24 protein-coding genes are annotated in these 25,477 nt (G+C 72.2%); 15 read left to right on the forward strand and 9 right to left on the reverse strand.

The features are described 5' to 3' along the window. Positions 1–50: 50 nt before the first annotated feature. Positions 51–992 carry an ROK family protein gene (locus ACFY3I_RS32295; protein ID WP_390864603.1) on the forward strand — a complete coding sequence of 314 codons (942 nt, stop codon included), beginning with the start codon at positions 51–53 and terminating at the stop codon, positions 990–992. Continuing rightward, on the forward strand, positions 992–2,236 hold the full coding sequence (gene nagA, locus ACFY3I_RS32300; protein WP_390864604.1) for an N-acetylglucosamine-6-phosphate deacetylase: 1,245 nt from the start codon (positions 992–994) through the stop codon (positions 2,234–2,236). Before ACFY3I_RS32295 ends, nagA begins: the two co-directional genes overlap by 1 nt. A 68-nt stretch (positions 2,237–2,304) precedes the next feature. Here nagA and ACFY3I_RS32305 read toward each other — a convergent pair whose 3' ends face one another. Continuing rightward, positions 2,305–3,123: an alpha/beta fold hydrolase gene (locus ACFY3I_RS32305; protein ID WP_390864605.1), complete on the reverse strand. Its 819-nt coding sequence runs from the start codon at positions 3,121–3,123 to the stop codon at positions 2,305–2,307. A 59-nt stretch (positions 3,124–3,182) separates the two neighbouring features. Continuing rightward, positions 3,183–3,848 carry a DUF4097 family beta strand repeat-containing protein gene (locus ACFY3I_RS32310; protein WP_390864606.1) on the reverse strand — a complete coding sequence of 222 codons (666 nt, stop codon included), beginning with the start codon at positions 3,846–3,848 and terminating at the stop codon, positions 3,183–3,185. Positions 3,849–4,073: 225 nt separating this feature from the next. On the opposite strand from ACFY3I_RS32310, the gene ACFY3I_RS32315 reads away from it, so the two are divergent. Continuing rightward, complete coding sequence (locus ACFY3I_RS32315) at positions 4,074–4,814, forward strand: helix-turn-helix domain-containing protein (RefSeq protein ID WP_390864607.1); 741 nt, start codon at positions 4,074–4,076, stop codon at positions 4,812–4,814. Between the two features lie 73 nt (positions 4,815–4,887). Then, the gene (locus ACFY3I_RS32320) at positions 4,888–5,817 is read left to right on the forward strand and encodes a 1-phosphofructokinase family hexose kinase (protein WP_390864608.1); all 930 of its coding nucleotides are present in this window, start codon (positions 4,888–4,890) and stop codon (positions 5,815–5,817) included. Positions 5,818–5,886: 69 nt separating this feature from the next. Here ACFY3I_RS32320 and ACFY3I_RS32325 read toward each other — a convergent pair whose 3' ends face one another. Together ACFY3I_RS32325 and cdgB are read right to left on the reverse strand one after the other, a co-directional pair. After that, entirely contained in the window at positions 5,887–6,855 is a 969-nt protein-coding gene (locus ACFY3I_RS32325) for a CBM35 domain-containing protein (RefSeq protein ID WP_390864609.1), read from the reverse strand. 118 nt (positions 6,856–6,973) lie between these two features. Then, positions 6,974–8,623, reverse strand: coding sequence for a diguanylate cyclase CdgB (gene cdgB / locus ACFY3I_RS32330; protein ID WP_365289675.1), 1,650 nt, complete (start codon positions 8,621–8,623; stop codon positions 6,974–6,976). Positions 8,624–8,996: 373 nt separating this feature from the next. Here cdgB and ACFY3I_RS32335 point away from each other — a divergent pair, with 373 nt between their 5' ends. Continuing rightward, positions 8,997–9,515, forward strand: coding sequence for a flavin reductase family protein (locus ACFY3I_RS32335; RefSeq protein ID WP_390864610.1), 519 nt, complete (start codon positions 8,997–8,999; stop codon positions 9,513–9,515). 149 nt (positions 9,516–9,664) lie between these two features. Here ACFY3I_RS32335 and arfB read toward each other — a convergent pair whose 3' ends face one another. Next, complete coding sequence (gene arfB, locus ACFY3I_RS32340) at positions 9,665–10,093, reverse strand: alternative ribosome rescue aminoacyl-tRNA hydrolase ArfB (protein ID WP_390864611.1); 429 nt, start codon at positions 10,091–10,093, stop codon at positions 9,665–9,667. Between the two features lie 182 nt (positions 10,094–10,275). Here arfB and ACFY3I_RS32345 point away from each other — a divergent pair, with 182 nt between their 5' ends. After that, the gene (locus tag ACFY3I_RS32345) at positions 10,276–10,851 is read left to right on the forward strand and encodes a TerD family protein (RefSeq protein ID WP_089101822.1); all 576 of its coding nucleotides are present in this window, start codon (positions 10,276–10,278) and stop codon (positions 10,849–10,851) included. Between the two features lie 64 nt (positions 10,852–10,915). On the opposite strand, the gene ACFY3I_RS32350 is transcribed toward ACFY3I_RS32345, so the two are convergent. Both ACFY3I_RS32350 and ACFY3I_RS32355 read right to left on the reverse strand, forming a co-directional pair. Beyond that, positions 10,916–11,173: a DUF397 domain-containing protein gene (locus ACFY3I_RS32350; protein ID WP_390864612.1), complete on the reverse strand. Its 258-nt coding sequence runs from the start codon at positions 11,171–11,173 to the stop codon at positions 10,916–10,918. Next, complete coding sequence (locus ACFY3I_RS32355) at positions 11,170–12,024, reverse strand: helix-turn-helix domain-containing protein (RefSeq protein ID WP_390864613.1); 855 nt, start codon at positions 12,022–12,024, stop codon at positions 11,170–11,172. Before ACFY3I_RS32355 ends, ACFY3I_RS32350 begins: the two co-directional genes overlap by 4 nt. Before the next feature lie 114 nt (positions 12,025–12,138). Between ACFY3I_RS32355 and ACFY3I_RS32360 the strand changes: the two genes are divergently transcribed. From ACFY3I_RS32360 to ACFY3I_RS32380, 5 genes are all read left to right on the forward strand, one after another. Next, positions 12,139–12,606: an ATP-binding protein gene (locus ACFY3I_RS32360; protein ID WP_390864614.1), complete on the forward strand. Its 468-nt coding sequence runs from the start codon at positions 12,139–12,141 to the stop codon at positions 12,604–12,606. Positions 12,607–12,704: 98 nt separating this feature from the next. Then, positions 12,705–13,052: a hypothetical protein gene (locus tag ACFY3I_RS32365; protein ID WP_390864615.1), complete on the forward strand. Its 348-nt coding sequence runs from the start codon at positions 12,705–12,707 to the stop codon at positions 13,050–13,052. Then, positions 13,049–13,306, forward strand: coding sequence for a hypothetical protein (locus ACFY3I_RS32370; RefSeq protein ID WP_390864616.1), 258 nt, complete (start codon positions 13,049–13,051; stop codon positions 13,304–13,306). The genes ACFY3I_RS32365 and ACFY3I_RS32370 overlap by 4 nt, the downstream gene beginning before the upstream one ends. Positions 13,307–13,607: 301 nt before the next feature. Further along, on the forward strand, positions 13,608–14,543 hold the full coding sequence (locus tag ACFY3I_RS32375) for a helix-turn-helix domain-containing protein (RefSeq protein WP_390864617.1): 936 nt from the start codon (positions 13,608–13,610) through the stop codon (positions 14,541–14,543). Between the two features lie 9 nt (positions 14,544–14,552). After that, on the forward strand, positions 14,553–15,092 hold the full coding sequence (locus tag ACFY3I_RS32380) for a GNAT family N-acetyltransferase (protein ID WP_390864618.1): 540 nt from the start codon (positions 14,553–14,555) through the stop codon (positions 15,090–15,092). Here the strand turns inward: ACFY3I_RS32380 and ACFY3I_RS32385 are convergent. Then, entirely contained in the window at positions 15,089–16,513 is a 1,425-nt protein-coding gene (locus tag ACFY3I_RS32385) for a M1 family metallopeptidase (RefSeq protein ID WP_390864619.1), read from the reverse strand. The two genes, ACFY3I_RS32380 and ACFY3I_RS32385, sit on opposite strands and share 4 nt — an antisense overlap. Positions 16,514–16,520: 7 nt before the next feature. On the opposite strand from ACFY3I_RS32385, the gene ACFY3I_RS32390 reads away from it, so the two are divergent. Together ACFY3I_RS32390 and ACFY3I_RS32395 are read left to right on the forward strand one after the other, a co-directional pair. Next, positions 16,521–17,021: a hypothetical protein gene (locus ACFY3I_RS32390; protein WP_365289930.1), complete on the forward strand. Its 501-nt coding sequence runs from the start codon at positions 16,521–16,523 to the stop codon at positions 17,019–17,021. Between the two features lie 132 nt (positions 17,022–17,153). After that, complete coding sequence (locus tag ACFY3I_RS32395) at positions 17,154–22,391, forward strand: hypothetical protein (protein WP_390864620.1); 5,238 nt, start codon at positions 17,154–17,156, stop codon at positions 22,389–22,391. A gap of 128 nt (positions 22,392–22,519) precedes the next feature. Here the strand turns inward: ACFY3I_RS32395 and ACFY3I_RS32400 are convergent, their stop codons facing one another. Next, the gene (locus ACFY3I_RS32400) at positions 22,520–23,206 is read right to left on the reverse strand and encodes a pentapeptide repeat-containing protein (protein ID WP_390864621.1); all 687 of its coding nucleotides are present in this window, start codon (positions 23,204–23,206) and stop codon (positions 22,520–22,522) included. Between the two features lie 104 nt (positions 23,207–23,310). Between ACFY3I_RS32400 and ACFY3I_RS32405 the strand changes: the two genes are divergently transcribed. Together ACFY3I_RS32405 and ACFY3I_RS32410 are read left to right on the forward strand one after the other, a co-directional pair. Next, positions 23,311–23,967 carry a rhomboid-like protein gene (locus ACFY3I_RS32405; RefSeq protein ID WP_390864622.1) on the forward strand — a complete coding sequence of 219 codons (657 nt, stop codon included), beginning with the start codon at positions 23,311–23,313 and terminating at the stop codon, positions 23,965–23,967. A gap of 9 nt (positions 23,968–23,976) precedes the next feature. Continuing rightward, the gene (locus tag ACFY3I_RS32410; protein WP_390864623.1) at positions 23,977–25,383 is read left to right on the forward strand and encodes an NAD(P)/FAD-dependent oxidoreductase; all 1,407 of its coding nucleotides are present in this window, start codon (positions 23,977–23,979) and stop codon (positions 25,381–25,383) included. Positions 25,384–25,477 lie beyond the last annotated feature (94 nt).

The raw sequence follows: 25,477 nt of genomic DNA on the forward strand, positions 1-25,477 counted from the left end.
CCACGTAAGTGGACTAGACCTCTTGCGGGTCGGAGGGCCACACTGTTCCCGTGAGACATGTCATCGCCCTGGACGTGGGCGGCACCGGAATGAAGGCGGCGCTGGTCGGCCTGGACGGCGGGCTGCTCCACCAGGACCGCCGGGCGACCGGCCGCGACCGCGGCCCCGAGGCCGTCGTGGACGCCATCGTCGGTTTCGCCGCCGACCTGTACGCCCACGGCGAGCGGCACTTCGGCGAGGGCGCGGCCGCGGTCGGCCTCGCCGTGCCCGGCATAGTCGACGAGCCGAACGGCGTCGCCGTCTTCTCCGCCAACCTCGGCTGGCGCGACGTACCCCTGCGCGCCCTGCTCGCCGACCGACTCGGCATCCCGGTCGCCCTGGGCCACGACGTGCGCACCGGCGGCCTGGCGGAGGGCAGGCTCGGCGCGGGCAAGGGCGCCGACCGCTTCTTCTTCGTCGCGCTCGGCACCGGCATCGCGGGCGGCTTCGGCCTGGACGGCCGGGTGGAGCCGGGCGCGCACGGCTTCGCGGGCGAGATCGGCCACATCGTGGTCCGGCCACAGGGTGTCCCCTGCCCGTGCGGGCAGTACGGCTGCCTGGAGCGGTACGCGTCGGCGGCCGCGGTGAGCGAGGCGTGGGCGAAGGCCACCGGCGACCCGGACGCGGACGCGGCGCACTGCGCCAGGTCCGTCGCGTCCGGTGACCCGAACGCCGTCCGGGTGTGGGAGGAGGCGGTGGACGCCCTGGCCGACGGCCTGGTCACCGCCCTCACCCTGCTGGACCCGCGTGTCCTGATCATCGGTGGCGGTCTGGCGGAGGCGGGAGACGTACTGTTCGAGCCGCTGCGGGAGGCCGTACGGAGCCGGGTCACCTTCCAGAAGCCGCCGACGATCGTCCCGGCCGCCCTGGGAGACACCGCGGGCTGCTTGGGGGCGGGCCTGCTCGCCCAGGACCTGCTGACTACGACTACTACTCCGGAGGTAATGCCCTGATGGCTGCCAATGAGCGCAAGGACAGCGCCCCCTCGGGGGCGCGGGGAACTGCGCGACCAGCCCCCGCGCACCCGCACTCCGGCACGCGTGGTCTGGTCCTCGACGGCGCCCGGGTAGTCCTCCCCACCGGAGTCGTCGACAAGGGCCAAGTGGTCGTCGACGGCACGAGAATCGCCGCCACCGCCCCGGAGGACGCCCAGGTCGTCGACGTCACCGGCCACTGGCTCCTGCCGGGATTCGTCGACATCCACAACCACGGCGGCGGCGGAGCCTCCTTCAGCTCCGGCACCGCGGAGCAGATCCTCACCGGCGTCCGCACCCACCGCGCGCACGGCACCACCACCCTCGTCGCCTCCACCGTCACCGACGACATGGACGTCCTCGCCCGCCAGGCCGGCCTGCTCTCGGAGCTGGCCGAGCAGGGGGAGATCGCGGGTGTCCACTTCGAGGGCCCGTTCATCTCCCCGTGCCGCAAGGGCGCCCACTCCGAGGCCCTGCTGCGCGACCCGGACCCGGCGGAGGTCCGCAAGCTGATCGACGCCGCGCGCGGGCACGCCGCGATGGTCACACTCGCCACCGAACTCCCCGGCGGCATCGACTCCGTACGGCTGCTCGTCGAGCACGGCGTCATCGCCGCCGTCGGCCACACCGACGCGTCGTACGAGCAGACGCTGGAGGCGATCGACGCGGGCGCCACGGTCGCCACCCACCTCTTCAACGCGATGCCGCAGATCGGCCACCGCGCCCCCGGCCCGATCGCCGCCCTCCTGGAGGACGAGCGGGTGACCGTCGAGCTGATCGACGACGGCACCCATCTCCACCCGGCCGCCCTGCAGTTGGCCTTCCACCACGCGGGCCCGGACCGGGTCGCGTTCATCACGGACGCCATGGACGCGGCCGGCAGCGGCGACGGCCGTTACCTGCTGGGCCCGCTGGAGGTAGAGGTCACGGACGGGGTGGCCCGGCTGGTGGAGGGCGGTTCCATCGCCGGCTCCACGCTCACCCTGGACCGCGCGCTGCGGCGGGCGGTGACGGTCGACCGGCTGCCCGTGGAGCACGCGGTCGCCGCCCTGTCCGCCAACCCGGCCCGGCTGCTGGGCCGTTACGACCGGGTCGGCTCCCTGGAACCCGGCAAGGACGCGGACCTGCTGGTCCTGGACGCCGACTTCACGCTGAAGGGCGTGATGCGCCAGGGCGAGTGGGTGGTCGTACCGGAGCTTCCGCCGGCCGCCGACGCGCGCTGAGACGGCGGGCCCCGCCACCTTCGTACGGTGGCGGGGCCCTCGACGTGACGGCGGTGGTGCCCGGTCCGTCAACGCTTCGTGCGGTCCGCGGCGGCCGCCTCGCGCACCGCGTCGGCGACGGCCCGGAAGTCCTTCTTCAGGATCGCCCCGTGGTTGCTGGCGACCTTCGCGCTGAGCCGGATGTCCGGGTTCCTGTCGAACACCTGGTCAAGACCGGCGCGGATCTCCTCCTGCTCGTCGCCCTTGCTGCCCAGCGACGTCCCGGAGGCGAGCACGTACCGCACCGGAACCCTGATGCGGTCCAGCACCGGACCCAGCTCGCGTTCGCGGGAGAGCCTGCCGAGCTCGATGTTGGACTCCGCCATCTGCGCGGGGTTCATCCGCGGGGTCAGGCCGGTCGGGCGCAGCAGCGGCATGAACCAGCCCATCCGCCGGAACAGCTTCCGGATCCGCTGCTCCATGGCCTCGTCCAGCCAGTCGTACGGCGCCGCGCCGTCGACCAGCACCGCGCCCAGGGCACGCTCCGGGTTCCGGGCCGCCCAGTGCGCCCCGACGACCGCCCCGTAGGACCAGCCCACCACCAGCGCCCGCTCCACCCCTCTGGCCGCGAGCACGGCGTCCACGTCCCGGACGGCCGCCTCGAAGGAGTAGTCCGCCGAGCGTCCCGACTTCCGGCCGCGGGCCCGTTCGTCGTAGGTGATGTGCCGCCAGTCGGGGCCGAGTTCGGCGACGACCCGCTGCCAGTACCCCTGGGTGGCGAACTGGCCGTTGAGGTAGAGCACCGGGGTGCCGCTGCCGCCGGTGTCGGTGACGGCCAGGGCCGTGTCGTCGACCGGGACCATGCCGGTCCACCGCGAACCGACCGCGGAAGTGCTGTCGTTCGTCATCTGTTCCCCCTGTAGGTGAGACTGCCGGTGGCGCGAACGGGTGTGGTGCTGCTCGTTGTTCAGAGGCTGCGGGCGGTGATGTCGCCGCGGGCGGTGGTGGCCCGGATGTCGAGTTCGGCGGTGCCGTCGTTCTTGAGGGCGTTGCTGACCCGGCCGAGACCGGTACCGGCGTCCAGGACGGCCGGGACGCCGGCGGCGGCGCCGACCACGATGTCGCCGTCCTGGGTGCGGAGCACGACCGCGCCGCGCACGGCCTCGGTGATCCGGATGTCGCCCCGGGCGGTGCTGATCTCGGCCGGGCCGCCCAGCCGGCCGACCTCGACATCGCCGTCGAGCGCGGTGAGGCGGAGGCCGGCGACCTCGTCGATCTTGATCTGGCGATAGGCGCCTTCGAAGGAGACGTCGCCGAGGCGCCCGACACCGCGCAGCTCGGCGCCGGAGGTGACGGCCTCGACGCGGGAGCCGGCCGGCAGCTGGACGGTGACCTCCACGGACCCGGACGGCCCGAGGAGCCTGCCGCCGGACGCCGCGACCGCGATCCGCAGGACGCCGTCGGCGTAGGCGACGGTGGTCTGCTCGGCGGCCTTGACGTCCCGGTTCCTGCCGGGGTCGGCGGGCCGGACCTCGACGGTGGTGTCGGCGCGGTCCGCGGCGATGAGCTGGACGCGTCCGGCGGGGATCTCCAGGACGGCGGAGACCGGGGCGGGGGTGTCGAACTTCTGCATCGTGCTCTCCTCTGGATCGCTGTTTCCGATGAGAGAAACGCTACGTTGCATTCATCGATCGAGCAACGGATCGATCGCCCGCGAATGCCTTAACTGCAGGCCAGAGTATGGAAATTGTTGCGTTGACTTTCGAGATGAACGCAACGACGACTTCTCGACCGTTGCAATGGACTGGACGTGAACGCTACGCTGGGGGCCACACCGAGGGACACGGAGGAGACCGCGATGCCGGGAGGCAGACTCACCCAGCAGGAACGCCGGCAGATCGCGCTGGGACTGGCCGACGGCCTCGCCTACGCCGAGATCGCCAGAGGCCTGGACCGTCCGACCTCGACGGTCACCCGCGAAGTGCTGCGCAACGGCGGCCCCACCGCCTACCGCGCCGACCAGGCCCACCGGGCCACCGAACGCCGCGCCCACCGACGCGGGCAGACCGCGCCCCGGGGGACCGAGGCGCCCTCGCCCGCGCACGGACGCGACCCGGAGGCCGTACGCGCCTACGAGGAGACGCTGACCACCGTCATGATGGCCTCGGGCATGAGCGCGATGCCGGCCCGGGTGATGGCCTCCCTCACCCTCACCGACACCGGCAGCCTCACCGCGTCCGAACTCGTCGAGCACCTGCAGGTCAGTCCGGCGTCCGTCTCCAAGGCGATCGCGTTCCTGGAGAGCCAGGGACTGGCCCGCCGGGAACAGGGCGAGGGCCGCCGCGAGCGCTACGTCGTCGACGACGACATCTGGTACCAGTCGATGATGGCCAGCGCCCGGTCCACCCTCCGGATGGTCGAGATCGCCCGGCAGGGTGTCGGCGTCCTCGTCCCCGGCACCCCGGCGGCCACCCGCCTGGAGAACATCGCCCGCTTCCTCGACTTCGTGAGCGAGAGCATCGCCCGCGCCGCGGAGCAGGCCCGCGAGATCCTGCACACCAGACCGGAGGCGAACACCCTCGACGGACGGCAACTCTAGGCCGCTCGGCGTCCGTAGGCATGATCGGGACCCCCCGACGGACGGCACGGGCATGCGCGAGGGAGGTCGCCCGATGATCCTCACGGTCACCCTGAACACCGCTCTCGACATCACCTACCGGGTCGGCTCCCTGCGCCCGCACACCTCGCACCGGGTCTCGGACGTCACCGAACGGCCGGGCGGCAAGGGCGTGAACGTGGCCCGGGTACTGGCCTCGCTCGGGCACGAGACGACGGTCACCGGCTTCGCGGGCGGGGCCACCGGGCACGCGGTACGGGAACGGCTCGCGGAGTCGGCGGGGGTGGTGGACGCGCTGCTGCCGGTCACCGGGGCGACCCGGCGCACCATCGCGGTCGTGGACGAACTGTCGGGCGACACGACCCAGTTGAACGAGCCGGGCCCGCAGATAGCGCCCGCCGAGTGGGGCGCCTTCCTCGACCGCTACGAGGAACTGCTGCCGGGCTGCTCGGCGGTGGCACTGTGCGGCAGCCTGCCGCCGGGGGTGCCGGTGGGAGCGTACGCGGGCCTGATAAGGACGGCCCGTTCCGCCGGTGTCCCCGTGCTCCTCGACACCAGCGGGGAGCCGCTGCGGCGCGGGGTCGCCGCCCGCCCGGACCTGCTCAAGCCGAACACCGACGAACTGGCCGAACTCACCGGCTCCCACGACCCGACCCGAGCGACCCAGGACGCCCGCCGCCGCGGTGCCCGCACGGTGGTCGCCTCCCTGGGCCCGCGGGGCCTGCTCGCGGTGACCCCGGAGGGCCGTTGGCAGGCGACGCCCCCGGCCCCGGTGCGCGGCAACCCGACCGGCGCGGGCGACTCAGCGGTCGCCGCCCTGCTCTCCGGCCTGGTGGAACAACTCCCCTGGCCGGACCGACTGGCCCGGGCGGTCGCCCTGTCGGCGGCGACGGTGCGGGCACCGGCGGCCGGCGAGTACGACCCGGCCACGTACACCGAACTCCTGCCCCGGGTCAGGGTGTCGGGCGAGGCCAGCGCGGCGTAGAACCGGCACGACCACACCGACCTGTGCCGCCGCGTTCACCCGGCGGCGGCACCTTCCCGTCCAGAGGGACTACTTCCAGCCCGACTTCAGCCAGAGCTGGTCGAAGTTGACGTCGCACTGGTTGCCCTGCTCGCAGGAGATCTTGATGGTGTTGGTGCCCTTGTTGAGCGTGATGTCCGCCCAGGTGTTGGTCCAGCCCTTTTCGTAGTCACCCGCCGGCGCCTTGGCGAAGTTCCCGAGATTTATCGGACGATCCTGCGCCGTGCCGTTGATCGTGAGGGTGGCGCTGGCGTCCTTGCCGGGAACGCCGTAGGTGGAGAACAGCGTGTACTTGCCGGCCTCTGTGACCCCGTTCACGGTCCAGGTGATCGATGCGCCCGCCTGGTTGAAGTTCCCGACGTAGATGCCGCCGTCGGACTTCGCACCCTTCACGTCCGATGCCAGGGAGGCGCCACCGTCCAGACGGAGGGCCTTCGCGTCGATCGGCGGGATGTCACCCGACGCCGAGACCGAGCTCGTGCTCGACGGGGTCGCGGAGGGGGACTCGGACTGGGCCGGGGGGGTGGAGGTGTCGGCGCCCGCCTTGTCGTCGTCGCCGTTGCCGTTCATCATCGCGACGCTGATGCCGATGACGACCGCCGCGACCACCGCGATCGCGCCGATGAGGAGACCCTTGGTGTTCGGGCCCCGGCCGCGGCCGGAGGACGGCGTCTGCTGGCGGGTGGTCTGCGCGCCGCCCGGGAAGGTCTCCGGGGCCTGGTAGGCGGCGGACGGCGGCTGGCCGTACCCGCCGCCGCCCGGCTGCTGCTGCTGCTGCTGCGGGATGGTCTGGCCGCCGTACGGCGGTGCCTGCGGCGCCTGCTGCTGGCCGCCGTAGGTCCGCTCGCCGACCGAGCGCACTCTGCTGACCGCGTTCGGGTAGCCATAGCCACCGGAGCCGGACGGCGGCTGGGCTCCTCTGGCCTGGCCGTCGGCGTACAGGTAGCCGAACGGGTCCTCGTCCTCGGGCGTGCTCGCGCCGTTGTTGCCGGGCGTCATCCCTTGGTACTCCTCAACAGGTGCGGGCGGATGCGGTACAGGTATTGAGAGTCGAGCCTACCCGGTCCGACTGAGCCAAACGGGTGACTCCGACCGCATCAAAGGGATGACCTGGGCGTCATCCGGCACGGCGATGTTGTTTGGGACGAGATCGTTTCTCTATGTACATCCGCTCGTCCGCGGATTTCAGGACTTCGTCCGCCGTCATGCCACAGTGCGCCCACCCGATGCCGAAGCTGGCGCCCACCCGGACCGCCCGGTCCTCGGCGCGGATCGGCTGGATGATCTCGTTGCGCAGGCGTACGGCCAGGTCCTGGGCGTCCGCCTTGCCGAGCCCGTCGGCGAGGATCACGAACTCGTCGCCGCCGAGACGGGCCACCGTGTCCCCGTCCCGCACCCCCCGGCTGAGCCGCCGGGCGACCTCGATCAGGACCGCGTCGCCCGCGTTGTGACCGAACCGGTCGTTGATCGACTTGAAGCCGTCCAGGTCGCAGAAGAGCACCGCGAGCCCCTTGGCACCGTCGTCGCGGCCCTCCTCGGGGGCCACGGTGTGCACATGGTGGTCGTAGCCGTCGTACGACTGGACCGACGCGGCGAAGTCGAACCCGTGGCCGTTGAGGTCGTAGGCGGGGTGGCCGTAGGCCGCGTCCAGGGACTCCAGGCCGTCGGTGTCTGCGCGCCGGCAGAGCCGGGAGGAGAGCCGGGAGCGCAGCTCGGCGGAGTTCGGCAGGCCGGTCAGGGAGTCGTGGGAGGCGCGGTGGGCGAGCTGGAGCTCGCGGCGCTTGCGCTCCTCTATGTCCTCGACGTGGGTGAGGAGGAAGCGGGGGCCGTCGGCGGCGTCGGCGACGACGGAGTTGCGGAGCGACACCCACACGTACGTGCCGTCCCGGCGGCCGAGACGGAGCTCGGCGCGGCCGCCCTCCGCGGAGGTGCGCAGCAGGGTGCCGATGTCCTCGGGGTGGACCAGGTCGGAGAAGGAGTAGCGGCGCATCGCGGAGGCGGGGCGGCCCAGCAGGCGGCACAGGGCGTCGTTGGTGCGCAGTATCCGTCCGTGCTGGTCGCCGCCCATCTCGGCTATCGCCATGCCGGACGGCGCGTACTCGAAGGCCTGCCGGAAGGATTCCTCGCTGGCGCGCAGGGCCTGCTGCTCGCGCTCCAGCCTGACCAGGGCGCGCTGCATGTTGGCACGTAGACGCGCGTTGCTGATGGCGATCGCGGCCTGGAAGGCGTACATCTGCAGGGCCTCGCGGCCCCAGGCGCCGGGGTGCCGGCCGTTGCGCGGGCGGTCCACGGAGATCACGCCGAGCAGTTCGCCGCAGGAGCTGCCCGATATGCCGGGCGTGTACATGGGGGCGAAGAGCCGGTCCGAGGGGTGCCACTCGTCCTCGAAGCGGGGCGCGGGACCGTCGGTGTACCACTGCGGGACGTCGTCGTCGTCGAGGACCCAGCCCTCGGTGTGCGGTATGAAGACGAGGTCGCCCCACTTCTCGCCCATGTTCAGCCGCCGGTCCCAGGAGTCGCGGGAGCCGGCCCGGCCGGTGATCAGGGCCTCGGCGGCGGAGTTGCCGGAGAGGGCCGCGACGACGAGATCGCCGTCGGGGCGCACGAGATTGACGCAGGCCATCTCGAAGCCGAGGGCGGTGATCACGCCGTCGGCCACGGTCTGCAGTGTGTCCGCCAGGCTGCGGGCCGTGTTCATGTCGGCCATGACCTGGTGCAGTTGTCGCAGGGACGCAAGACGGACGTAGGGTTCCGACTCGGTCTCCATGTTCGCCCTCCCCCCGAGACCTCGCAGCGAATCAAGGGTCTGCTTCGGCGCTACTTTCCCCCGCCACTGAATCACAGCGCGCTCCCCACTCGGTACACAGGGTCAACAATAAATGCCCCTTGTGACTCAAGTCACAGCGGAAGATGAGCAATTGCGTGGAGTTTCTGCGTTTTCCCTGTGCGTTTACCGAACACGGTCTTCGGGAGTGTGCGCACATGATGCACGTTACGAGCTTTCGCCACCCCGCCCTTGGTCCTAGGACCCGGCTCGGGCCGATGGCCGATGCGGTCGCACAGGGGCCGACACTAGCGTTTCCGGTGTGCTGAAGACTCCCTCCCCCACCGTCACAGAAGCCACCGGGCATGCTGTGGGGGTGAGCAACGATGCGTTCAAGGCGGCCCTGGCCCGGCTCGCCGCGGGCGTGGTCCTGGTGACCGCGCAGGAGCCGCCGCTCGACCCGGACGACCCGCTGGCGCCGGCGGGCGAGGACGTCGGCATGACCGCCACCGCGTTCGTGTCGGTGTCGCTCGACCCCCCGTTGGTGCTGGTCAGCCTGCGTACCGGGGCCCGGATGGACGACCTGCTGGACGAACAGCCGCTGTGGGCGGTGTCCGTGCTCACCGAGAGCCAGCGCCACATCGCCGGCCGGTTCGCGATGAAGGGCCGCATCAGCGACCGCCTGCTCTTCGAGGACATCCCGTACGTACGCGGCGAGGCCTCGGGCGCGCCACTGGTCGGCGGCGCCCTCGCGACCCTGGAGTGCCGCACCGAGCAACGCGTCACGGCCGGCGACCACACCCTCGTCATCGGCCGCGTCCTCACCGCCGAACTCCCGAGCGCGGAAGGCGGCCCGCTGATGTATTTCCGCGGCCGTTACCGACAGCTTGGATGAGACCGCGCGGTCTGTTTTTCAATTCACGCGAGCACGCTTTCCGCGGGAGCGCACCGAAAGGCCGATACGCGGCACCGTGAGACGCGGCGCGGTGCGATCGCGAACGGAAATCCCACGGGAGATCCGCGGGCTCGATCCACAGCCGGCCGTTACGACCAGTCCCGGCCCGAGCGGCCCCGCTTGGTGTCCGACCGTTGTTTCTTCTCCCGTAGCCGGCGTTCGTTGATGCCGCGCGGGATGCGTGTCGGGGTGCGGGGCTTGGGCGGGGGCGCGGTGGCCTCCGCGAGGAGCGCCGCGAGGCGTACGGCCGCGGTCTCGCGGTTGCGCCACTGCGAGCGGTGCTCGGAGGACCGTACGACGACCACGCCGTCGACGAGCCGTCCCGCCAGCCGTTCGAGCGCCCGCTCCTTCCACACCGGCGGCAGCGCCGAGGTGTTCGCGAGGTCGAAACGCAGCTCCACCTGCGAGTCGCTGGTGTTGACGTGCTGGCCGCCCGGCCCGGACGACCGCGAGAAACGCCAGTTGAGCTCGGCCTCGGGGAGCGAGACGGAGCCGCGGATGAGATACGGACCGGACATGTCCCCATGGTCGCGCGGCTGACCGGCACACGTCACGCGAATATCGTTCATCACCCGTTTGGCAAAGAAAGTAAAGCGAGCTGGAACCTTCGGTACCCCTCGTGGCGTTCATACCGGTAGCTGTAGCTTCAAGTCCGTACGCCGCACGGCCGTACGCAAACGAGGGAAAGGACTCCCCGACCATGGCTGTAAGCCTGTCCAAGGGTGGCAACGTCTCGCTCACCAAGGAGGCCCCGGGCCTGACCGCCGTCACCGTGGGCCTCGGCTGGGACGTCCGCACGACCACCGGCACGGACTTCGACCTCGACGCCTCGGCGATCGCGGTCAACACGCAGGGCAAGGTCTACTCCGACGCCCACTTCGTCTTCTTCAACAACAAGCAGACCCCGGACAACACGATCGTCCACACCGGCGACAACCGCACGGGCGAGGGCGCCGGCGACGACGAGGCGATCAACGTCAACCTGGCCGGCCTCCCGGCCGACATCGACAAGATCGTCTTCCCGGTCTCGATCTACGACGCGGAGACCCGCTCGCAGAACTTCGGCCAGGTCCGCAACGCCTACATCCGCATCGTGAACCAGGCCGGCGGCGCCGAGATCGCCCGCTACGACCTCTCCGAGGACGCGGCCACCGAGACCGCGATGGTCTTCGGCGAGCTCTACCGCAACGGCGCGGAGTGGAAGTTCCGCGCGGTGGGCCAGGGCTACGCGTCCGGCCTGGTCGGCATCGCCCAGGACTTCGGCGTCAACGTCTGACGAACGCCGCGCGCTGCGCTGTGCGGGAGCCCTCGGTACGGCACCGGGGGCTCCCGTCCTGCGTTCAGTCCCCCGACGCGTACGCCACGAAGGGCGCCCAGGCGGCGGGCGCGAGGGCGAGCCGGGGACCGGCGACCGTTCGGTACTTGGAGTCGCGGACGTGGATGGTGGCGGGAGTGGGGGCTATTTCGAGGCAGGACTCTCCGTTAGTGCCCCAGGTCAGGGCCACCTCTACGCAGCTGTCGCCCTCGGGGCCATCGCTATAGCTGCTCTTGAACCAGGCCAGGCTGGAGGGATCCCCGGATGAGGTCATGCGGATCATGTTTCTCCCAGCAGTTGCTCGATGAAGGCCTGCGAATCCCTTGGCGTAAGCGCTTGAGCCCGGATCGTGCTGTAGCGCAGCTCAAGGATGCGCAGCTCTTTGGGGTCACTGGTCGGCCGACCGTTGTACGCGCCGTCGGATCGACCCACCGCTGAGCCGTCCGGAAACTTCAGCACCTCGATCTTTCCACTCAGCCCAGGGTGAGCTTCGGAGTTCGTCGGCATCACCTGCAGGGTGACGTTTCGCAACTGGCCCACCTCCAACAGATGTTCGAGCTGCTGACGCCAGACCATTGTGCCCCCGACGGGTCGACGTAACGCCGCCTCCTCCTGCACAAAGCTCAGCGCCGGCGCAGGTGCTCGATCGAAGATCGACTTCCGGGCCATCCTTGCGGCCACCAACCGCTCCATCTCGTCCGGTGAGTACGCTGGCTGCCCTGCGTCGAAGATGGCTCGCGCATGCTCCGGCGTCTGCAACAGCCCATGAAGACTGAGCCCGACGTACACCCCGATCTCAACGGCCTGCCCCTCCAGCTTGGCCAGCTCCCGCACCTTCTTCGGGTAGCGGACCTTCTTCACGTCCTCCCACATCGCGGAGATCTGACCCCCCGCGTCCAGCACCTCGTCCGCCCGGTTCAGGTACTCCTGACGAGGGATCCGCTTCCCGCCCTCCACCTTGTAGACCATGTCCTCGCCGTAGCCGACGACCTCCCCGAACTCGGCGGCCCGCATCCCCGACGCCTCCCGCCGCAGCTTCAGCTGACGCCCGACCGTGGCGACGACGGCCACGCCCCAGTCGTCGTCCGGGTCGACCTCCCAGCCCGGCTCGGTCACCTCGCCGTCCGCGCTCATCCCGCTCACCTCTTTCCCGACAACCGGGACAGCACCGGACAAGCACCGGACAGTCACCGTACGCAACCGCTTCATCACTGGTCACGGTACGCACGCCCGGCCACGCTGAGTGACGTGAACGACGAAATCTCCACCCCCGTCCGCAACATGAGCCTGCGACTCTCGTCCACGCCCCGGGGCGCCCGCCTGGCGCGACTGCTGGCCGCCGAGCAACTGCGCGCCTGGGGTCTGCCCTTGGAGCCCGCGACGCAGATCGTGGCCGAGCTGGCGGCGAACGCGGCGACGCACGGCCGGGTGCCGGGACGCGACTTCGGCCTCACCCTCTACGTCGTGGGGGACACCCTGCGGATCGAGGTCACGGACACCCGCGGTGACCTCCCCCCGCGCCCCCGGCCACTCATCCCGGACGCCGAGTCGGGCCGGGGCCTGGTCCTGGTGGAGGCGCTCGCGGACAAGTGGGGCGTGGCCCCCGGGCTGCCGCCACGCAAGACGGTGTGGGCCGAGATCGACATCGCCCGAGGCCCGAAGAACCCGGCTGAGGTCGGGCCAAGGCGCTGCGGGACGGGAGGGCTTTCCTCGTGACCACTCCACTCCCGCTGTCACCTCCGTCCGATCCCGTTCTGTCCGGTTGCCTGCCGTCTCGGCGGATACTCTGGCCGGGGTACCCACTGGAGGACACCATGAGCACTCAGGCCGACCACGGGCACGAGCTGGTCCCCCGTCCCGAGCTGACGCCGGACGCCCTGCGCGCGGCCCTTGCCGTGGTAGCACCAGGACGTCTGGACGAGATGCAGGCCACGAAGGACGAGGCCTTCGCCCAAGCCGTCGAGTGGCAGTCGCTCAGCCCGGTGCAGAGCTGGGTCCAGATCTGGGCCAAGGAGATCGAGATCGCCCGCCGGCCGGACCTGTCCGCCCGCTACGCCCAGGCGGAGAAGGACCTGGAACACGAGGATCCGGCCATCGCGCGAGAAGCCCTCCGCGAGCTGAGCGCGGTCCTCGAAGAGGCGCTGAAGGCAGTTCGCGGGTGAGCTGGAAGTGGGAGTACGCCTTCGGGGCCGAAGAGGCCGCGCGCAGCGTTCCGGCGGACTTCCTGGCCGCTGTGTCACGACGGGCCGACGAGTTGGTCAGGGCGGCGGAAGCTCTTCATGTCCACGGCCGGGCCCATAAGGGGATCGACCCGAGGGGCGGCGACGTCATCGTCTCCGGCGGCTGGTTCAACTACCAGGTCGTGGTGCGCAGCGAGCGTGTCTTCGTCGTCCACATCACCTATCTCGGTTTCTGATCTGACGGTCACTGTTTGCGGGCCCAGATCGACGTGTCACCGTGCCCCGGGAACGCGGGCTTCGGTTCCGGGGGACGTCAGTACCCAAGGAACGAAAACAGGGGAAAGAACCCCACCAAGCCCCACCCCTCCCGCCCGTCGCGCAGCGTCACTCCCGCGAGTGAATATGCCCAACTCGACTGGCTTTGGGGAGGGTTGCGTGCCCTACGCTCAGCGCAGCAACCGCAGAAAAACTTCGGCCCCCGCCGGGACTGCAATCCCAGTGCGAGGGCCTGACCACCTAGGAAGACAGCCCTTCCCGATGGATACGGAAAACCCTAGCGCGCCCTCGTGCGCCGAGCCCCGTGTTGCCGCCAAGAAGCACCCGAACCGGGGGGCAGGCGGTCTCCTGCACGACAACTCCCGCCACACGTCCCACTTCGTGGTGATCGGCAACCACCTGGCCCAGCACTCCACCCTCTCGGCGCTCGCGATCGGGCTCGGCGTGCACATCCAGTCGCTCCCCAAGGGCGCCCAGGTCGACATCAAGAGCCTGGCGATCCGCTTCCCGGAGGGCAGGGACCGGATCGCCGCCGCGCTGAACGAACTGGAGGCCGAGGGCTACCTGCGGCGTGAACGCGAACGGATCGCCGACGGCCGGATCGTCACCCGCACCGTCTCCTGCAACCGGCCCGGCCATCGCGCCCACCACGCCGAAGCCGTGCCACGGCCCAGGACACCGCGCGAGCCCGCCCGCAAGAAGGCCCTGCCCCCCGTCCCGCGCCCCGCCTGCCCCTCCCCGGCGCTCGTCCAGAAGGCCGTCGACCTCCTCGCGGACCTCCGCCGCCGCGACTCCCGGCTGCTGCTGTCGGCCACCGACACCGAGCACCTGGCACCCGGTGTCGCGGCCTGGCTGGAACGGGACGTCACCCCCACCGCCGTACGCCACGCCCTCACCGCCGACCTGCCCACCGAGCCACTCCACCGGCCCGCCGCCCTGCTGGCCCACCGGCTGGCCGACCGCCTGCCGCCACCGCCGCCCTTCCGCGCCCCGGCCCCGCCGCCGGCCGTCCTCACCCACATGCACAACTGCGACGGCTGCGACCGTGGCTTCCGCTCCCCCACGCCCGGACTCTGCCGCGACTGCCGAAGCGGTCTTCCGGAGGAGACCTGGCATGGAGGCGACGATCCTTGCCCCTGGGCACAGACAAAAAAGGGTGATGCCGGAAGAGATCGTGGCCCACTACCCGCCGGATAAGTTGCCCGCATGATCCTCGCCCCGCTGCTCCTCACGCCCGACCACGACATCCCGGCCCCGCTGCTCACCGAGCTGACCGCGCTGTACGCCTCGGACCGGGAGTTCCAGGCGCTCAGCGGGGAGTTTCCGGATCCGGACGACATCCGGCCGGAGCAGGTGGCCGGGGCGCTCGCCGACGAGCTGGTGAGTCCGGACGTGGAGGTGCTGCTGGCGCGGGCCGAGGGGCGGCTGGTCGGAGTGGTGATCACACTGGCCCGGCATCCTGACCCGGCGGACCCGGATCCGTGGATCGGGCTGCTGCTGGTGGACGCGGGGGCGCGGGCGCGCGGGTACGGGCGGCGGATCGCGGAGGGCGTCGAGGAGCGGTTCCGGGCGGCGGGGCGGGCCGCCGTACGGCTGGCCGTGCTGGAGGACAACCCGAAGGGGCTCGCCTTCTGGACGGCCCTCGGGTACGAGGTGATCGGGCACCGCCCGGACCGGCAGCTCGGGCGGCCGTGTGCGGTGCTGCGCAAGCAACTGGGCCCGGACGTCCAGGGCCCGGACGTCTAGGGCCGGGCCGGTCTGCCGTCGCCGTACAGCCAGTCCTTCCAGACGGCGGAGAAGTCCTCGCCGGGCGCCTTCTTCTCCACGTACGCCGTGAACGCGGCGGTGTCCGCGTTGCCGTGACGGTGGGCGGCGGCCCAGCCCTGGACGATGTCGTAGAACGTGTCGTCGCCGACCTTCTGGCGGATCTTCTGCAGGACCATCGCGCCGCGGTCGTACACCGGCCGGTCCGAGATGTCCGCGGCGCTCGACGGCTCGGCGGGCGGGAACGCCCACAGGTCGCTGTCCGCGGGACTCCGGTAGACCTTGTCGAAGGTCTGCTGGGCGGTCGGGCCGCCGTGGTCCTCAGCCCAGAGCCACTCGGCGTAGGTCGCGAATCCCTCGTTGAGCCACATGTCCCGCCAGGTCCTCGGGGTGACCGAGTCGCCGTACCACTGGTGGGCGAGTTCGTGGACGAGGGTCGCGGTGTCCGGGGCGCCGGGGAAGACGGGCCGGTTCTGGGTCTCCAGGGCGTATCCGGAGTCCGCCGGACGGTCCACGATCGCGCCGGTCGAGGAGAACGGGTAGGGCCCGAAGTTGTACGTCTCCCACGCCATGATCTCGGGGATCCTCGCCAGCACCCGGTCGGCGGCGGCGGCCTGCGTCGGGTCCACGGCCGTGTACACCGGCAGGCCGTCCGGGGTGGTGGAGCGGGAGATCGTGTAGTGGCCGACGGCGACCGTGGCGACGTAGCTCGCCATCGGCTCGGCGGTGTGCCAGACGGTGGTGGTACGGCCGTTCCTCGTCGTCTCGCTCTTCAGCTCCCCGTTGGAGACGGCCTGGAGGCCCGCCGGGACGGTGACCGTGATGTCGTACGACGCCTTGTCCGACGGGTGGTGGTCGCCGGGGAACCAGGCCATGGACCCGACCGGCTCGCCGAGCCCGAGCGCGCCGTCCGCGGTGGGCAGCCAGCCCTCCTCCGAGCCGTCGGGGTCGGTGATCGTCTCCGGCCGGCCGGAATAGCGCACGGTCGTGGTGAAGGTCTCGCCCCGGTCCAGGTCGTCGTGCGGGCGGACGGTCAGCTCCTGGCCGGCCCGGTTCCAGCGGGCCCCGCGGCCCTCGACGGTGACCTCGTCGAGGTGCAGTCCCCGCAGGTCCAGGTCGAAGGCGGACAGGTCCCGGGTGGCCCGGGCGGTGATCACGGCGGTGCCGGTGAGACGGCCGCCGTCCGGGTCGTAAGCGAGGGTGAGGCCGTAGTGGCCGACGTCGTAGCCGCCGTTGCCCGCCTTCGGGAAGTACGGGTCGCGCACGCCCGAGCCGCCCGGAGTGCCGTGCACCCCGCCGTCGCACGCGGCCAGCGCGAGGCACAGCAGCGCGGCGGGGAGGGCGGCGGGAAGCGCGGGCAGGGATCGGGGCACGCACGTGATCGTAGGACGCCATGACACCATCGACGACGTGCTCGACATCGGCTATGCCCTCTCCAACCGGTTCCCGGACCCGCCCCAGACCGACTACCGGCGGGTGGACGTCCACGCGCTGCGCCACGACCTGTTCTGCGGGGACGTCTACCTCGCGGACACCAAGGCGGACCGGGAGCTGTCCACAGCCTGGGGATGGGTGCCGGTGCTCGACTTCGCGTGGGCGCTGTGCGACATCGTGGAGCGGATCGACCGCGATCCGGCGGGCTCCCGGGCCGCCCGGCCCCAGCACGCGGAACTCGACTTCACCGAGTCCACCGACCGCATGCTCTTCGAGCGCCGCTTCGGCTGGGTGGACGTCGAGGCGGACTGGATGCCGGCCGAGGAACCCGCGCTGACCTTCTCGCACGCCGAACTGCGCCGGGAGGCAAGGGACTTCCTGCACGACCTGATCGCCGACCTCACCGACATGCACGAGGGCCTGGCGGACAACCCGGCGATCTGGACGCTCCAGGCCCGCTTCCCGAGGGTGTCGTGACCCCGGCCCGGAGTACCCGTCCGCCCTGCTGAACGACGCCTGGATGTACGGAAGTTGACCGCCCACCGAGGCGGGGGTGACAAGTGCTGCGGAAGACGTTCCGCCCGACCCGACCGCCTTTACGTTGACTCCGTGCGGAAGCAGCGACACGCAGGCGACAGCGGGAAAGACGCCTCCACCAGGGGCTCCCGGGCTTCGGTCACCGCCAAGCCCCCCGGCTCCACCGTGCCCGTCAACACCACGCCCGCGGGGCCCGGCACGTCCATCGGACCCACCGAACACGCGCTGCTCGCCATCGCGGGCGCCGCCGGGAACGCGGCCACCACACAGGCGCTGCGGAACGCCAAGGGCAAGGGCGCCGTCCGGCCGCCGGCGGTCCGCGGCCGTCCGGTGGCGCCGGTGGCCGCCGTCGAGGAGGAACGCAGCGATCCGGGACAGGTGCTGCCGCCCTACCTGATGGACTTCCAGGCCGCCGGACTGTCCACCGCCTACGGGCTGACCGGACAGGAGTTCGTGCGCAACGCGGTCGCCGCCGTCGTCGGACGCGGTGACGGCACGGTCTCCGACATCGCGGCCGAGCTGGCCGGGCGCCCCGAGTCGTTCTACGGACAGGGCCGCGCCTTCACGGTCCAGGGCCGGACCGCCAAGGAGTCGTACGACGTCACCGTCAGTATCACCCGCGCCCCCGACGACCGGCCGCCGGTCTTCCACCCCAAGGACCTGCTCGCCAACACGCTGGCCGACCCGGACGGGGCACCGCTCGCCCCGATCGACGAGTCCGAGGGCAAGGACACCAAGGTCGACGTCCAGCACAACACCGCCACCACCGTCGCGACGACCGCGAGCGGCGGATCCAGCAAGGGGCTGGGCGGCATGGCCTTCGGGCTCGCGCCCGTCGTACCGGGCCTGTGGCTCGGCGGCGCCGGCCTCGCCAACGCCCAGCCCTGGCAGTCCTCGCGGGAGTCCCGCAGCCAGCGCAACGTGGCCGAACCCCGGGTGCTGCGCAGCGAGAAGGGCTCGGTGGAGGCACCGCGCAAGGTGCGCTACGGCGTGCGGGTCAAGAAGCACGGCACCGCGGAGGCGCAGACCTTCCACGGCTCCGGCACCCTCACCCAGCGCGTGCCCACCGAACACCTCGTCCCGGCCGGCACCGCGGCACCCGCCGCCCCGGCGCCCATCCAGGCCGGCACCGCCCGCCGCGTCTCCCTCGCCGACTCCATGGCCCCGGTCGCGGTGACCGACACCGCCGCCCCGCACCAGGGCGGCGGCGGGCTCTTCGACACGGTCGCGGGCGTCCTGCACCCTTCGCTCACCGCCCCCGGCGCTCCCGGCCGCGCCCGGCTCCACGAGGCGACCGCCACGGCGACCGTCCTGGAGGACATGCCCCGGCTGCTGCGCGACGGCGTCGTCGGCGAGGACCTGGCGTCCAAGGACGGCAGCACCGTCGGCAGCTACCGCATGCGCGCCGAGATCACCGGCATGTCACCCGCCTGGGGCACCGGCGGGACCCAGCTGCGCACCCACCAGCAGACCCAGCACACGGTCACCGAGAGCGCCGGCAAGGGGCGTGCCGTGACCGGCGGTCTGGGCCCGGCCATCGGCGTCGGGGCGTCCGGCAACGCCGCCGTGCTCAGGGCCACGGCGATGCCGGTCGCGGCGGCCCGCAAGGCCAGGTTCACGGTGGCCGAGCAGACCGTGTCGAGCCGCCAGGGCGCCGAGGTGCGCGGTGACAAGGTGCTCTACCTCGCAACCGTCGACCTCACCGCGGAGGGCACCGGCCCGCGCTCGGCCGAGAACGTGCTGCGCCCCGGGACCCGGGTCGCCCGCCACTCGATGCGGGTGTGGATGAGCCTGCGGGCCGACGAGGCCCAGTCGCTCGGGCTGCCGCTGCCGCCGGGCGTCGAGGCCGGGCAGTTCGTCGAGAAGCCCCGGCGGACCGACGAGAACGGCGAGGAGACCGACGTCGAGCGGCACCTCCCGTTCGGTGCCATGGGCTCCAGCGTCACCCTCAGCCAGCTCGACACCGGCCCCATGGTCCGGGCCGTACAGGAGCTGTTCGCGACCGACCCCCGGCTGGCCGGCTACCTCCCCGCCTTCGGGACGGACGCGGCCCCCTCGACGCCGGGCAAGGAGGAGGCGGCGCTCCAGCGGCGCAACCACCGGGAGCTGATGGCCGCCCTGTCCGAGACCAACCTGCGGGTCAACAAGGACCAGCTGACCACGACCGGCATCCGGGTGCGGCTGCGCCGCAAGGCCACGCTGCACGCCCACGACGTGCAGCTCCGGGTCCGAGGACAGCTCCGCGAGACCGGCTACCTCGGCGACACCGACAACTGGCTGGTGCGCAGCCACTCCGGTGTCACCGGCAACGCGCAGAGCGGGCGCAGCAGTTCGCGTTCGATCGGCGGTCTCGTACTCGGCCAGGCGAGGATCGTCCCCGGCATCCTGACCGGCTCGGCCCGCTACGAGCGGCACCGCGCCGGCACCCGCCGCAACCAGGGCGGCCCCACCACCCGCACCGACATCCTCACCAACGGCTCCGAGAAGGCCAGCACCTTCGGGGCGGCCCTGCGCCTGGACGTCGACGTCACCATGACCTCCCGGCAGCGCAAGCTCGGCCGCGCCCTCACCCCCGGCTCCCCGGGCCGGGACGCACCGGAGGCCACTCCGCTGGCGGGCCTGCACCTGGACGAGCAGGACGTGCGGCTGGTCACCCCGACGGAGTTCACCCTCGACGAGGAGGGCCGGCAGCGGCAGGAGGCGGTGCGCGACCGGCGGCGGGCGCAGACCCCGCGGCCCGACCACGCCGTCACCGCCGAGGGCATCGGCGACCTGGCCACGCTCGTGCCCCGGCCGTCCACCGGACAGGCGCTGCGGGACTGGCAGTTGGTCGAGACCGTCGGCGACGGCCAGGCCGTCCGGGACCTCGCCTTCCAGCTGCTGTCCAAGGCCGCCGCCCGCAACAAGGGCGTCCGCGAGGACCCCGCGCTGCAGGCCGAAGGGCTCGCGCCGCGGCTGGCGATCGAGGAACGGTTCGGCCCGCAGGCCATCACGGCGTCGCTGCGGCAGGCCGCGTCCTCCGGTTGGGTGGTGAAGAACCTGCGCTATCCGCGCCGGCTCGCCGCGCTGAACGGAGCCGTGGGCACCCGGCTCACGCTGGCCAATCCCAAGTTCCTGCACCAGGGCGCGGGTCCGGGCACCGAGACCTTCGTGCTCGGCGGCCACCAGGCGGCCGGCCAGGAGGGGCAGAGCACCACCAGCACCTGGCAGGCCGGCGCCACCGGCTCGGAGAACGGCCCGGAGTGGCGGCTGGGCCAGGGCCTGTCCGGGAACCGCACCAGCGGCGAGGGCGACGCCAGGTCCGCGGCGCTGTCCGGCACCGTCGAGCGCAACGCGCACACCCCGAAGAAGGCGCCGCTGTACCTGGTCCAGTGCGACCTGCTGGTCACCATGGTCGCCGAGGTCAAGGTGACCGGCGGCGGCCCCTACGTGGCGACGGCCGGCCGCACGCTGCCGGGCGAGGCGGCGGTGTGGCTGACCGAGGCGCAGCTGCCCGCCTCGATCCGTAGACAGCTGGGGCTCGACCCCGAACCGGAGCCGGTGATGGCGCCGCCGTCGTCCCGGCCGACGCGGCGGCCCGCGGTGAGCTCCCGGCCCGGCCGGCGCGCGGCGGAGAGCTCCCGGGCGGGCGCCGAACGCGAGGCCCGGGAAGAGGCCCGCGGGGACACTCGAGGAAGGACGGCGACGGAGACCGCGTCCACCACGTCCGCGCCGCCGCCCGCCGCCGGTCCGTCCTTCGGCCGCGCCCTGCCCCTCGGCTTCGGCATGATCGAGAACCTGCCGAACTTCGTGCCGCTGCTGGCCCGGCTGCGTACCCGCCTCGCGGAGAGCGGGCAACAGGGCCTCGCGGACGACCTGCTGCCCCGGCAGCAGTTGGGCGACCGCAACGACAACGTGCAGCGGCTGCTGCGCGTCCTGGACCGCGACGGCAGCGCCGGTCTGCTCTCCGGCGCCATGGACGGCGGGGTCACCGTCGAGCTGTTCGACGGCCGCAGGACTCCCTACTGGGCGGTGTTCAAGGTCAACCGCCTGGGCGACGGCAGTCACGAGGGCGCGGCGGACGACGGCCGGGACCTGGAGTACATCACCGCGGCCGTCGCCCAGCAGGCCGCCTCCCACGACGAGGGCGTGTCGACCGGCGTGGAGGGGATCTTCGCCGGCTCCGGCAAACCGGACGGCGGCGCCGGGCAGCTGAAGAGCATGGGCGGTGCGGCGGGACTCGGTGTCGGCTCGGGCGGCGCACGGCGCTCCGGTACGGCGTCCCGCGGCCAGCTCGGCATGAAGACGGTCGCGGAGGCGAAGACGGCGAAGTCGTCGAAGATGCGGGTGCCGATCGAGGCGACCCTCGAACTGCACCGGGGCGACCGCCGGGTGGCGCTGGTCTCCCTGGGCCGCCAGGCGCTGACCCACCGAGTGCTGGAGAAGGACCTGGCCGCCCTCGGCCGGGTGACCGCGCCGGCCCCCCAGCCGGTGCCCCCCGCGCCCGGACCGCGCGGCGGCCGCCCGGCCGCGCTCGGCAGTTGGCGGTCGGGAGGCGCGCGGCTGCCGATGGAGGCGCAGGTCAACGGCTTCCAGGGCGCCCCGCAGATCCGGGAGCTGGTCGGCGCCGCGGTCCGGGAGGCCGGTGGCGGGGACCGCTTCCACAGCAAGGGCCAGGCTGCCGCCTACACCCTGAACGAGGCCGTCTCCACCGAGTCGCTGATCGCGGCGCTGCCGCTACTGACCTCCGCGGGTGCGGAGCTGCCGCCGGTGCACGCCACCGGTGCGGCCGGCCAGGACCTGCGGGCGTCCCTGCACGCGCGGTTGCGGGACGGCCGGGTGCTGGGTGTGGGCGACAAGATGACCTTCGAGACGGTGGGGCAGAGCCACCTGGACGCGCCCCGGCCCACCCAGACCGACGGCCTCAGCTCCGAGGACCACGGCCGCTCGGCCCGCGGACTGGCGGGCGCGGGACTGCTCAACGCCGACGAGTTCCGCCTCAACCAGCTGATGGCCAACGCCGGCGGCAGCGGCGGCGCGGCCGACGCGGCGGTGAACGCCTCGGGTTCGATGCCGCTGCACAAGCCCAAGGCCGCGTCGGTCCTGGTGCAGTTCACGCTGGACGTGCGGGTGGTGGCGACGGTGAGCAACCGGCTGCTCCCCGGCCGTACGAACACCGCCGTACGGGAGTTGACCCTGCCCCGGCCGGTGGTGGTCCGGATGCCGGAACCCGCGGTGCGGCGCATGCTCGCCGCCCAGCAGGACCGGCTGCAGGACCCGGACGACCACCTGGGGCTGCGGAAGACGGCCGCGCCCCCGCCCCCGGCCTGAGCACCGGCGATACGGGGGCCGCGCCGGTCCGTGGCCGCGGGCCGGTGGCGTCCGGGCGACGGCGGCGACACCTCGGCACGGCCCCGCCCGCCTCGCGGGGCGCTGAGGGGCGCGGTCCGCGGGGTCGGTCACCCCTCCACCCGAATCCCCAGCTGCGCCGCCAGCACCGGGGCGAGATCCAGCAGCTGGGACATGCTGATGACCGCCCCGGCCAGCCGCTCCACCCCTCGGCTGATCTCCAGGGACGCGGCGCCCCGCAGATCGACGTCCTTCATCGTCGTCCCCGTGAAGTCGGCCGCCTTCAGGGTGCAGTCGGTGAACTCCACCCGCTCCAGGACGGCGTCGCCGAAGTCCGGTTCCACCAGGACGCAGCCCTCGAAGACCACGTCCCTGAGCTTGGCCGTGCGCAGGTTGAGGTAGTCGATCTTGCCGCCGCGGATCACCACGCGCTCCAGGACGGAACCGTGCAGCTGGGTGCCGCCCAGCCGGGCGTCGACCACCTCGACATCGCGCAGGGTCGCGTCGGCGAGGTCGGTGCCGACGCCTCTCGGCGCGGTGAGGACCGTGTCCAGCAGGCGGGCGTGGCGCAGCCCCGTCTCGTCGAAGGCGCAGCCCGTCAGCGCGCAGTCCATGAACCGGGCGCCCGCGCCGTCCTGCCCGACGAAGTCCGCCTCGCCGAACGCCAGCCCGTCGTAGTCCCCGTCCGGCTCCAGCTCGCCGCCGGACCAGGGCTCCAGCTCGGGCAGCCGCACCTCCGGCCGCCGCGCGCCCTTCACCTTGCCGCCACCGGTCCCGCCGGTCCCAGTCCTCGCCATACCCCCATCTTGCAGCTCCCCACCGACAACGGGAGCGGCGGGAGATCGGCCGCCCCGGAATGTCAATCACCCGAGCGACGTTGCGACCGTGCATGAATCGCCTCATGCGAATTCTCCGGGGCCTCGGCGGCAAGGTGTGGGCGTACGTCCGCAGCGCTCCCGGCACGTACGTCTGGCTGGCGATCCTGTTCGTGACGACGGTCGCCCTGCACCACATGTCACCCGAGTTCGAGCAGCAGTTCCTGCGGCAGCGGTCCACCAACATCCGTGAGCTGTCCGACAACCCGGTGCGGGTGCTGGTCGCCAGCGCGATGTGGATCGGAGGCGGCCACTGGGTGCCGTACGCCTTCCTCTACACCGTCTTCCACGCACCCGCGGAACGCTGGCTGGGCACGGTCCGCTGGCTCGTGGTGTGCGTGGCCGCGCACGTGCTGGCCACCCTGATCAGCGAGGGTGCGCTGCTGAAGGGCATCCACGACGGCATCGTCCCGCACTCCGCGGTCAACACCCTGGACATCGGGGTGAGTTACGCGCTGGCCGGGGTGGTCGCGGTGCTCTCGTACCGCATCGCGACGCCCTGGCGGTACGCGTACGCCGCGGTCGTCGTGCTGGTCTACGGGCTGCCGCTGGCCGGGTCGCCGACCTTCACCGACCTCGGGCACTTCGTCGCCGCGCTGATCGGATTCGCCTGCTATCCGCTGGTCAGAGGCCGTGGAAAAGCATGGAATCCGAAGGAGACACTGGCCGCCCTCAAGGGTTAACGTCCGGCCATGAGCAGCTCGGCAAGCAGTGTCGTCAACGGCGGCATCTCCTTCTGGTACGCGCACGACGGCCTCCCGGCGGTACGGGAGCCGCTCGACGGGGACGCGTCGGCGGACGTGGTGATCGTGGGCGGTGGCTACACCGGCCTGTGGACCGCGTACTACCTGAAGAAGGCCGCCCCCTTCCTCCGCGTCACGGTCCTGGAGCAGAAGTTCTGCGGCTACGGCGCCTCCGGACGCAACGGCGGCTGGCTCTACAACGGCATCGCCGGCCGCGACCGGTACGCGGCGCTGCACGGCCACGAGGCCGCCGTACGGCTCCAGAAGGCCATGAACGAGACCGTCGACGAGGTCGTCGCGGTCGCCGCCGCCGAGGGCATCGACGCCGACCTGCACAAGGGCGGCGTGCTGGAGGTGGCCACCACCCCCGCCCAGCTGGCCCGGCTGCGGGCCTTCCACGAGCACGAACTGTCGTACGGCGAACAGGACCGCGAACTGTACGGCGCCCGGGAGACCAGGGAGCGGATCCGCGTCGCCGACGCGGTGGGCGGCACCTGGACCCCGCACGGCGCCCGGCTGCACCCCGTGAAGCTGGTGAAGGGGCTGGCGGCGGCCGTGGAGGCGCTCGGGGTGCGGATCCACGAGTCCACCCCGGTGACCGAGATCCGCCCGAAGCACGCCGTCACGCCCTACGGCACGGTCCGCGCCCCCTACGTCCTGCGCTGCACCGAGGGCTTCACCGCGAACCTCAGGGGCCAGAAGCGCACCTGGCTGCCGATGAACTCCTCGATGATCGCCACCGCGCCGCTGACCGACGAGCAGTGGGAGTCGGTGGGCTGGGCGGGCCGCGAGACCCTCGGCGACATGGCGCACGCCTACATGTACGCCCAGCGCACCGCCGACGGACGGATCGCGCTCGGCGGGCGCGGGGTGCCGTACCGCTTCGGCTCCCGCACGGACAACGACGGCCGGACGCAGCAGGCGACGGTCGAGGCCCTCCACGAGCTCCTGGTGCGGTTCTTCCCCTCCCTGGCGGGTGTCGCCGTCGAACACGCCTGGTCCGGGGTGCTCGGGGTGCCGCGCGACTGGTGCGCGACCGTCACCCTCGACCGCGCCACGGGGCTCGGCTGGGCGGGCGGCTACGTCGGCTCCGGCGTCGCCACCACCAACCTCGCCGGACGGACGCTGCGCGACCTCGTCCAGCTCGACTCCGGGCAGGCCGGCCGCACCGACCTGACCGAACTGCCGTGGGTGGACCACAAGGTCCGCAAGTGGGAGCCCGAACCCTTCCGCTGGCTCGGCGTCCAGGGCATGTACGCCACCTACCGCACCGCCGACCGGCGGGAACGCCGCCGGCCGAGCACCGACTCCTCCCGCCTGGCCCGGCTCGCGGACCGGGTGGCGGGACGGCACTGAGGTCACCCGCGGCTCGGACGCCCCTGGAAACCCGTTGAGGCTGTGTCGTTCCTGTGTGCGAACATCGGCCCATCATCCGTGTTCCAGGGGGGAA

Origin of the sequence: Streptomyces sp. NPDC001068, from assembly GCF_042897315.1 — a bacterium.
Classification (GTDB): domain Bacteria; phylum Actinomycetota; class Actinomycetes; order Streptomycetales; family Streptomycetaceae; genus Streptomyces.

Bases quoted from the DNA above. Each gene is read 5' to 3' on its own strand.
- nagA (WP_390864604.1), top strand. From the start codon at position 992: ATGGCTGCCAATGAGCGCAAGGACAGCGCCCCCTCGGGGGCGCGGGGA.
- ACFY3I_RS32305 (WP_390864605.1), bottom strand. From the start codon at position 3,123: ATGACGAACGACAGCACTTCCGCGGTCGGTTCGCGGTGGACCGGCATG.
- ACFY3I_RS32310 (WP_390864606.1), bottom strand. From the start codon at position 3,848: ATGCAGAAGTTCGACACCCCCGCCCCGGTCTCCGCCGTCCTGGAGATC.
- ACFY3I_RS32315 (WP_390864607.1), top strand. From the start codon at position 4,074: ATGCCGGGAGGCAGACTCACCCAGCAGGAACGCCGGCAGATCGCGCTG.
- ACFY3I_RS32320 (WP_390864608.1), top strand. From the start codon at position 4,888: ATGATCCTCACGGTCACCCTGAACACCGCTCTCGACATCACCTACCGG.
- ACFY3I_RS32325 (WP_390864609.1), bottom strand. From the start codon at position 6,855: ATGACGCCCGGCAACAACGGCGCGAGCACGCCCGAGGACGAGGACCCG.
- cdgB (WP_365289675.1), bottom strand. From the start codon at position 8,623: ATGGAGACCGAGTCGGAACCCTACGTCCGTCTTGCGTCCCTGCGACAA.
- arfB (WP_390864611.1), bottom strand. From the start codon at position 10,093: ATGTCCGGTCCGTATCTCATCCGCGGCTCCGTCTCGCTCCCCGAGGCC.
- ACFY3I_RS32345 (WP_089101822.1), top strand. From the start codon at position 10,276: ATGGCTGTAAGCCTGTCCAAGGGTGGCAACGTCTCGCTCACCAAGGAG.
- ACFY3I_RS32350 (WP_390864612.1), bottom strand. From the start codon at position 11,173: ATGATCCGCATGACCTCATCCGGGGATCCCTCCAGCCTGGCCTGGTTC.
- ACFY3I_RS32355 (WP_390864613.1), bottom strand. From the start codon at position 12,024: ATGAGCGCGGACGGCGAGGTGACCGAGCCGGGCTGGGAGGTCGACCCG.
- ACFY3I_RS32365 (WP_390864615.1), top strand. From the start codon at position 12,705: ATGAGCACTCAGGCCGACCACGGGCACGAGCTGGTCCCCCGTCCCGAG.
- ACFY3I_RS32375 (WP_390864617.1), top strand. From the start codon at position 13,608: ATGGATACGGAAAACCCTAGCGCGCCCTCGTGCGCCGAGCCCCGTGTT.
- ACFY3I_RS32380 (WP_390864618.1), top strand. From the start codon at position 14,553: ATGATCCTCGCCCCGCTGCTCCTCACGCCCGACCACGACATCCCGGCC.
- ACFY3I_RS32385 (WP_390864619.1), bottom strand. From the start codon at position 16,513: ATGGTGTCATGGCGTCCTACGATCACGTGCGTGCCCCGATCCCTGCCC.
- ACFY3I_RS32400 (WP_390864621.1), bottom strand. From the start codon at position 23,206: ATGGCGAGGACTGGGACCGGCGGGACCGGTGGCGGCAAGGTGAAGGGC.
- ACFY3I_RS32405 (WP_390864622.1), top strand. From the start codon at position 23,311: ATGCGAATTCTCCGGGGCCTCGGCGGCAAGGTGTGGGCGTACGTCCGC.
- ACFY3I_RS32410 (WP_390864623.1), top strand. From the start codon at position 23,977: ATGAGCAGCTCGGCAAGCAGTGTCGTCAACGGCGGCATCTCCTTCTGG.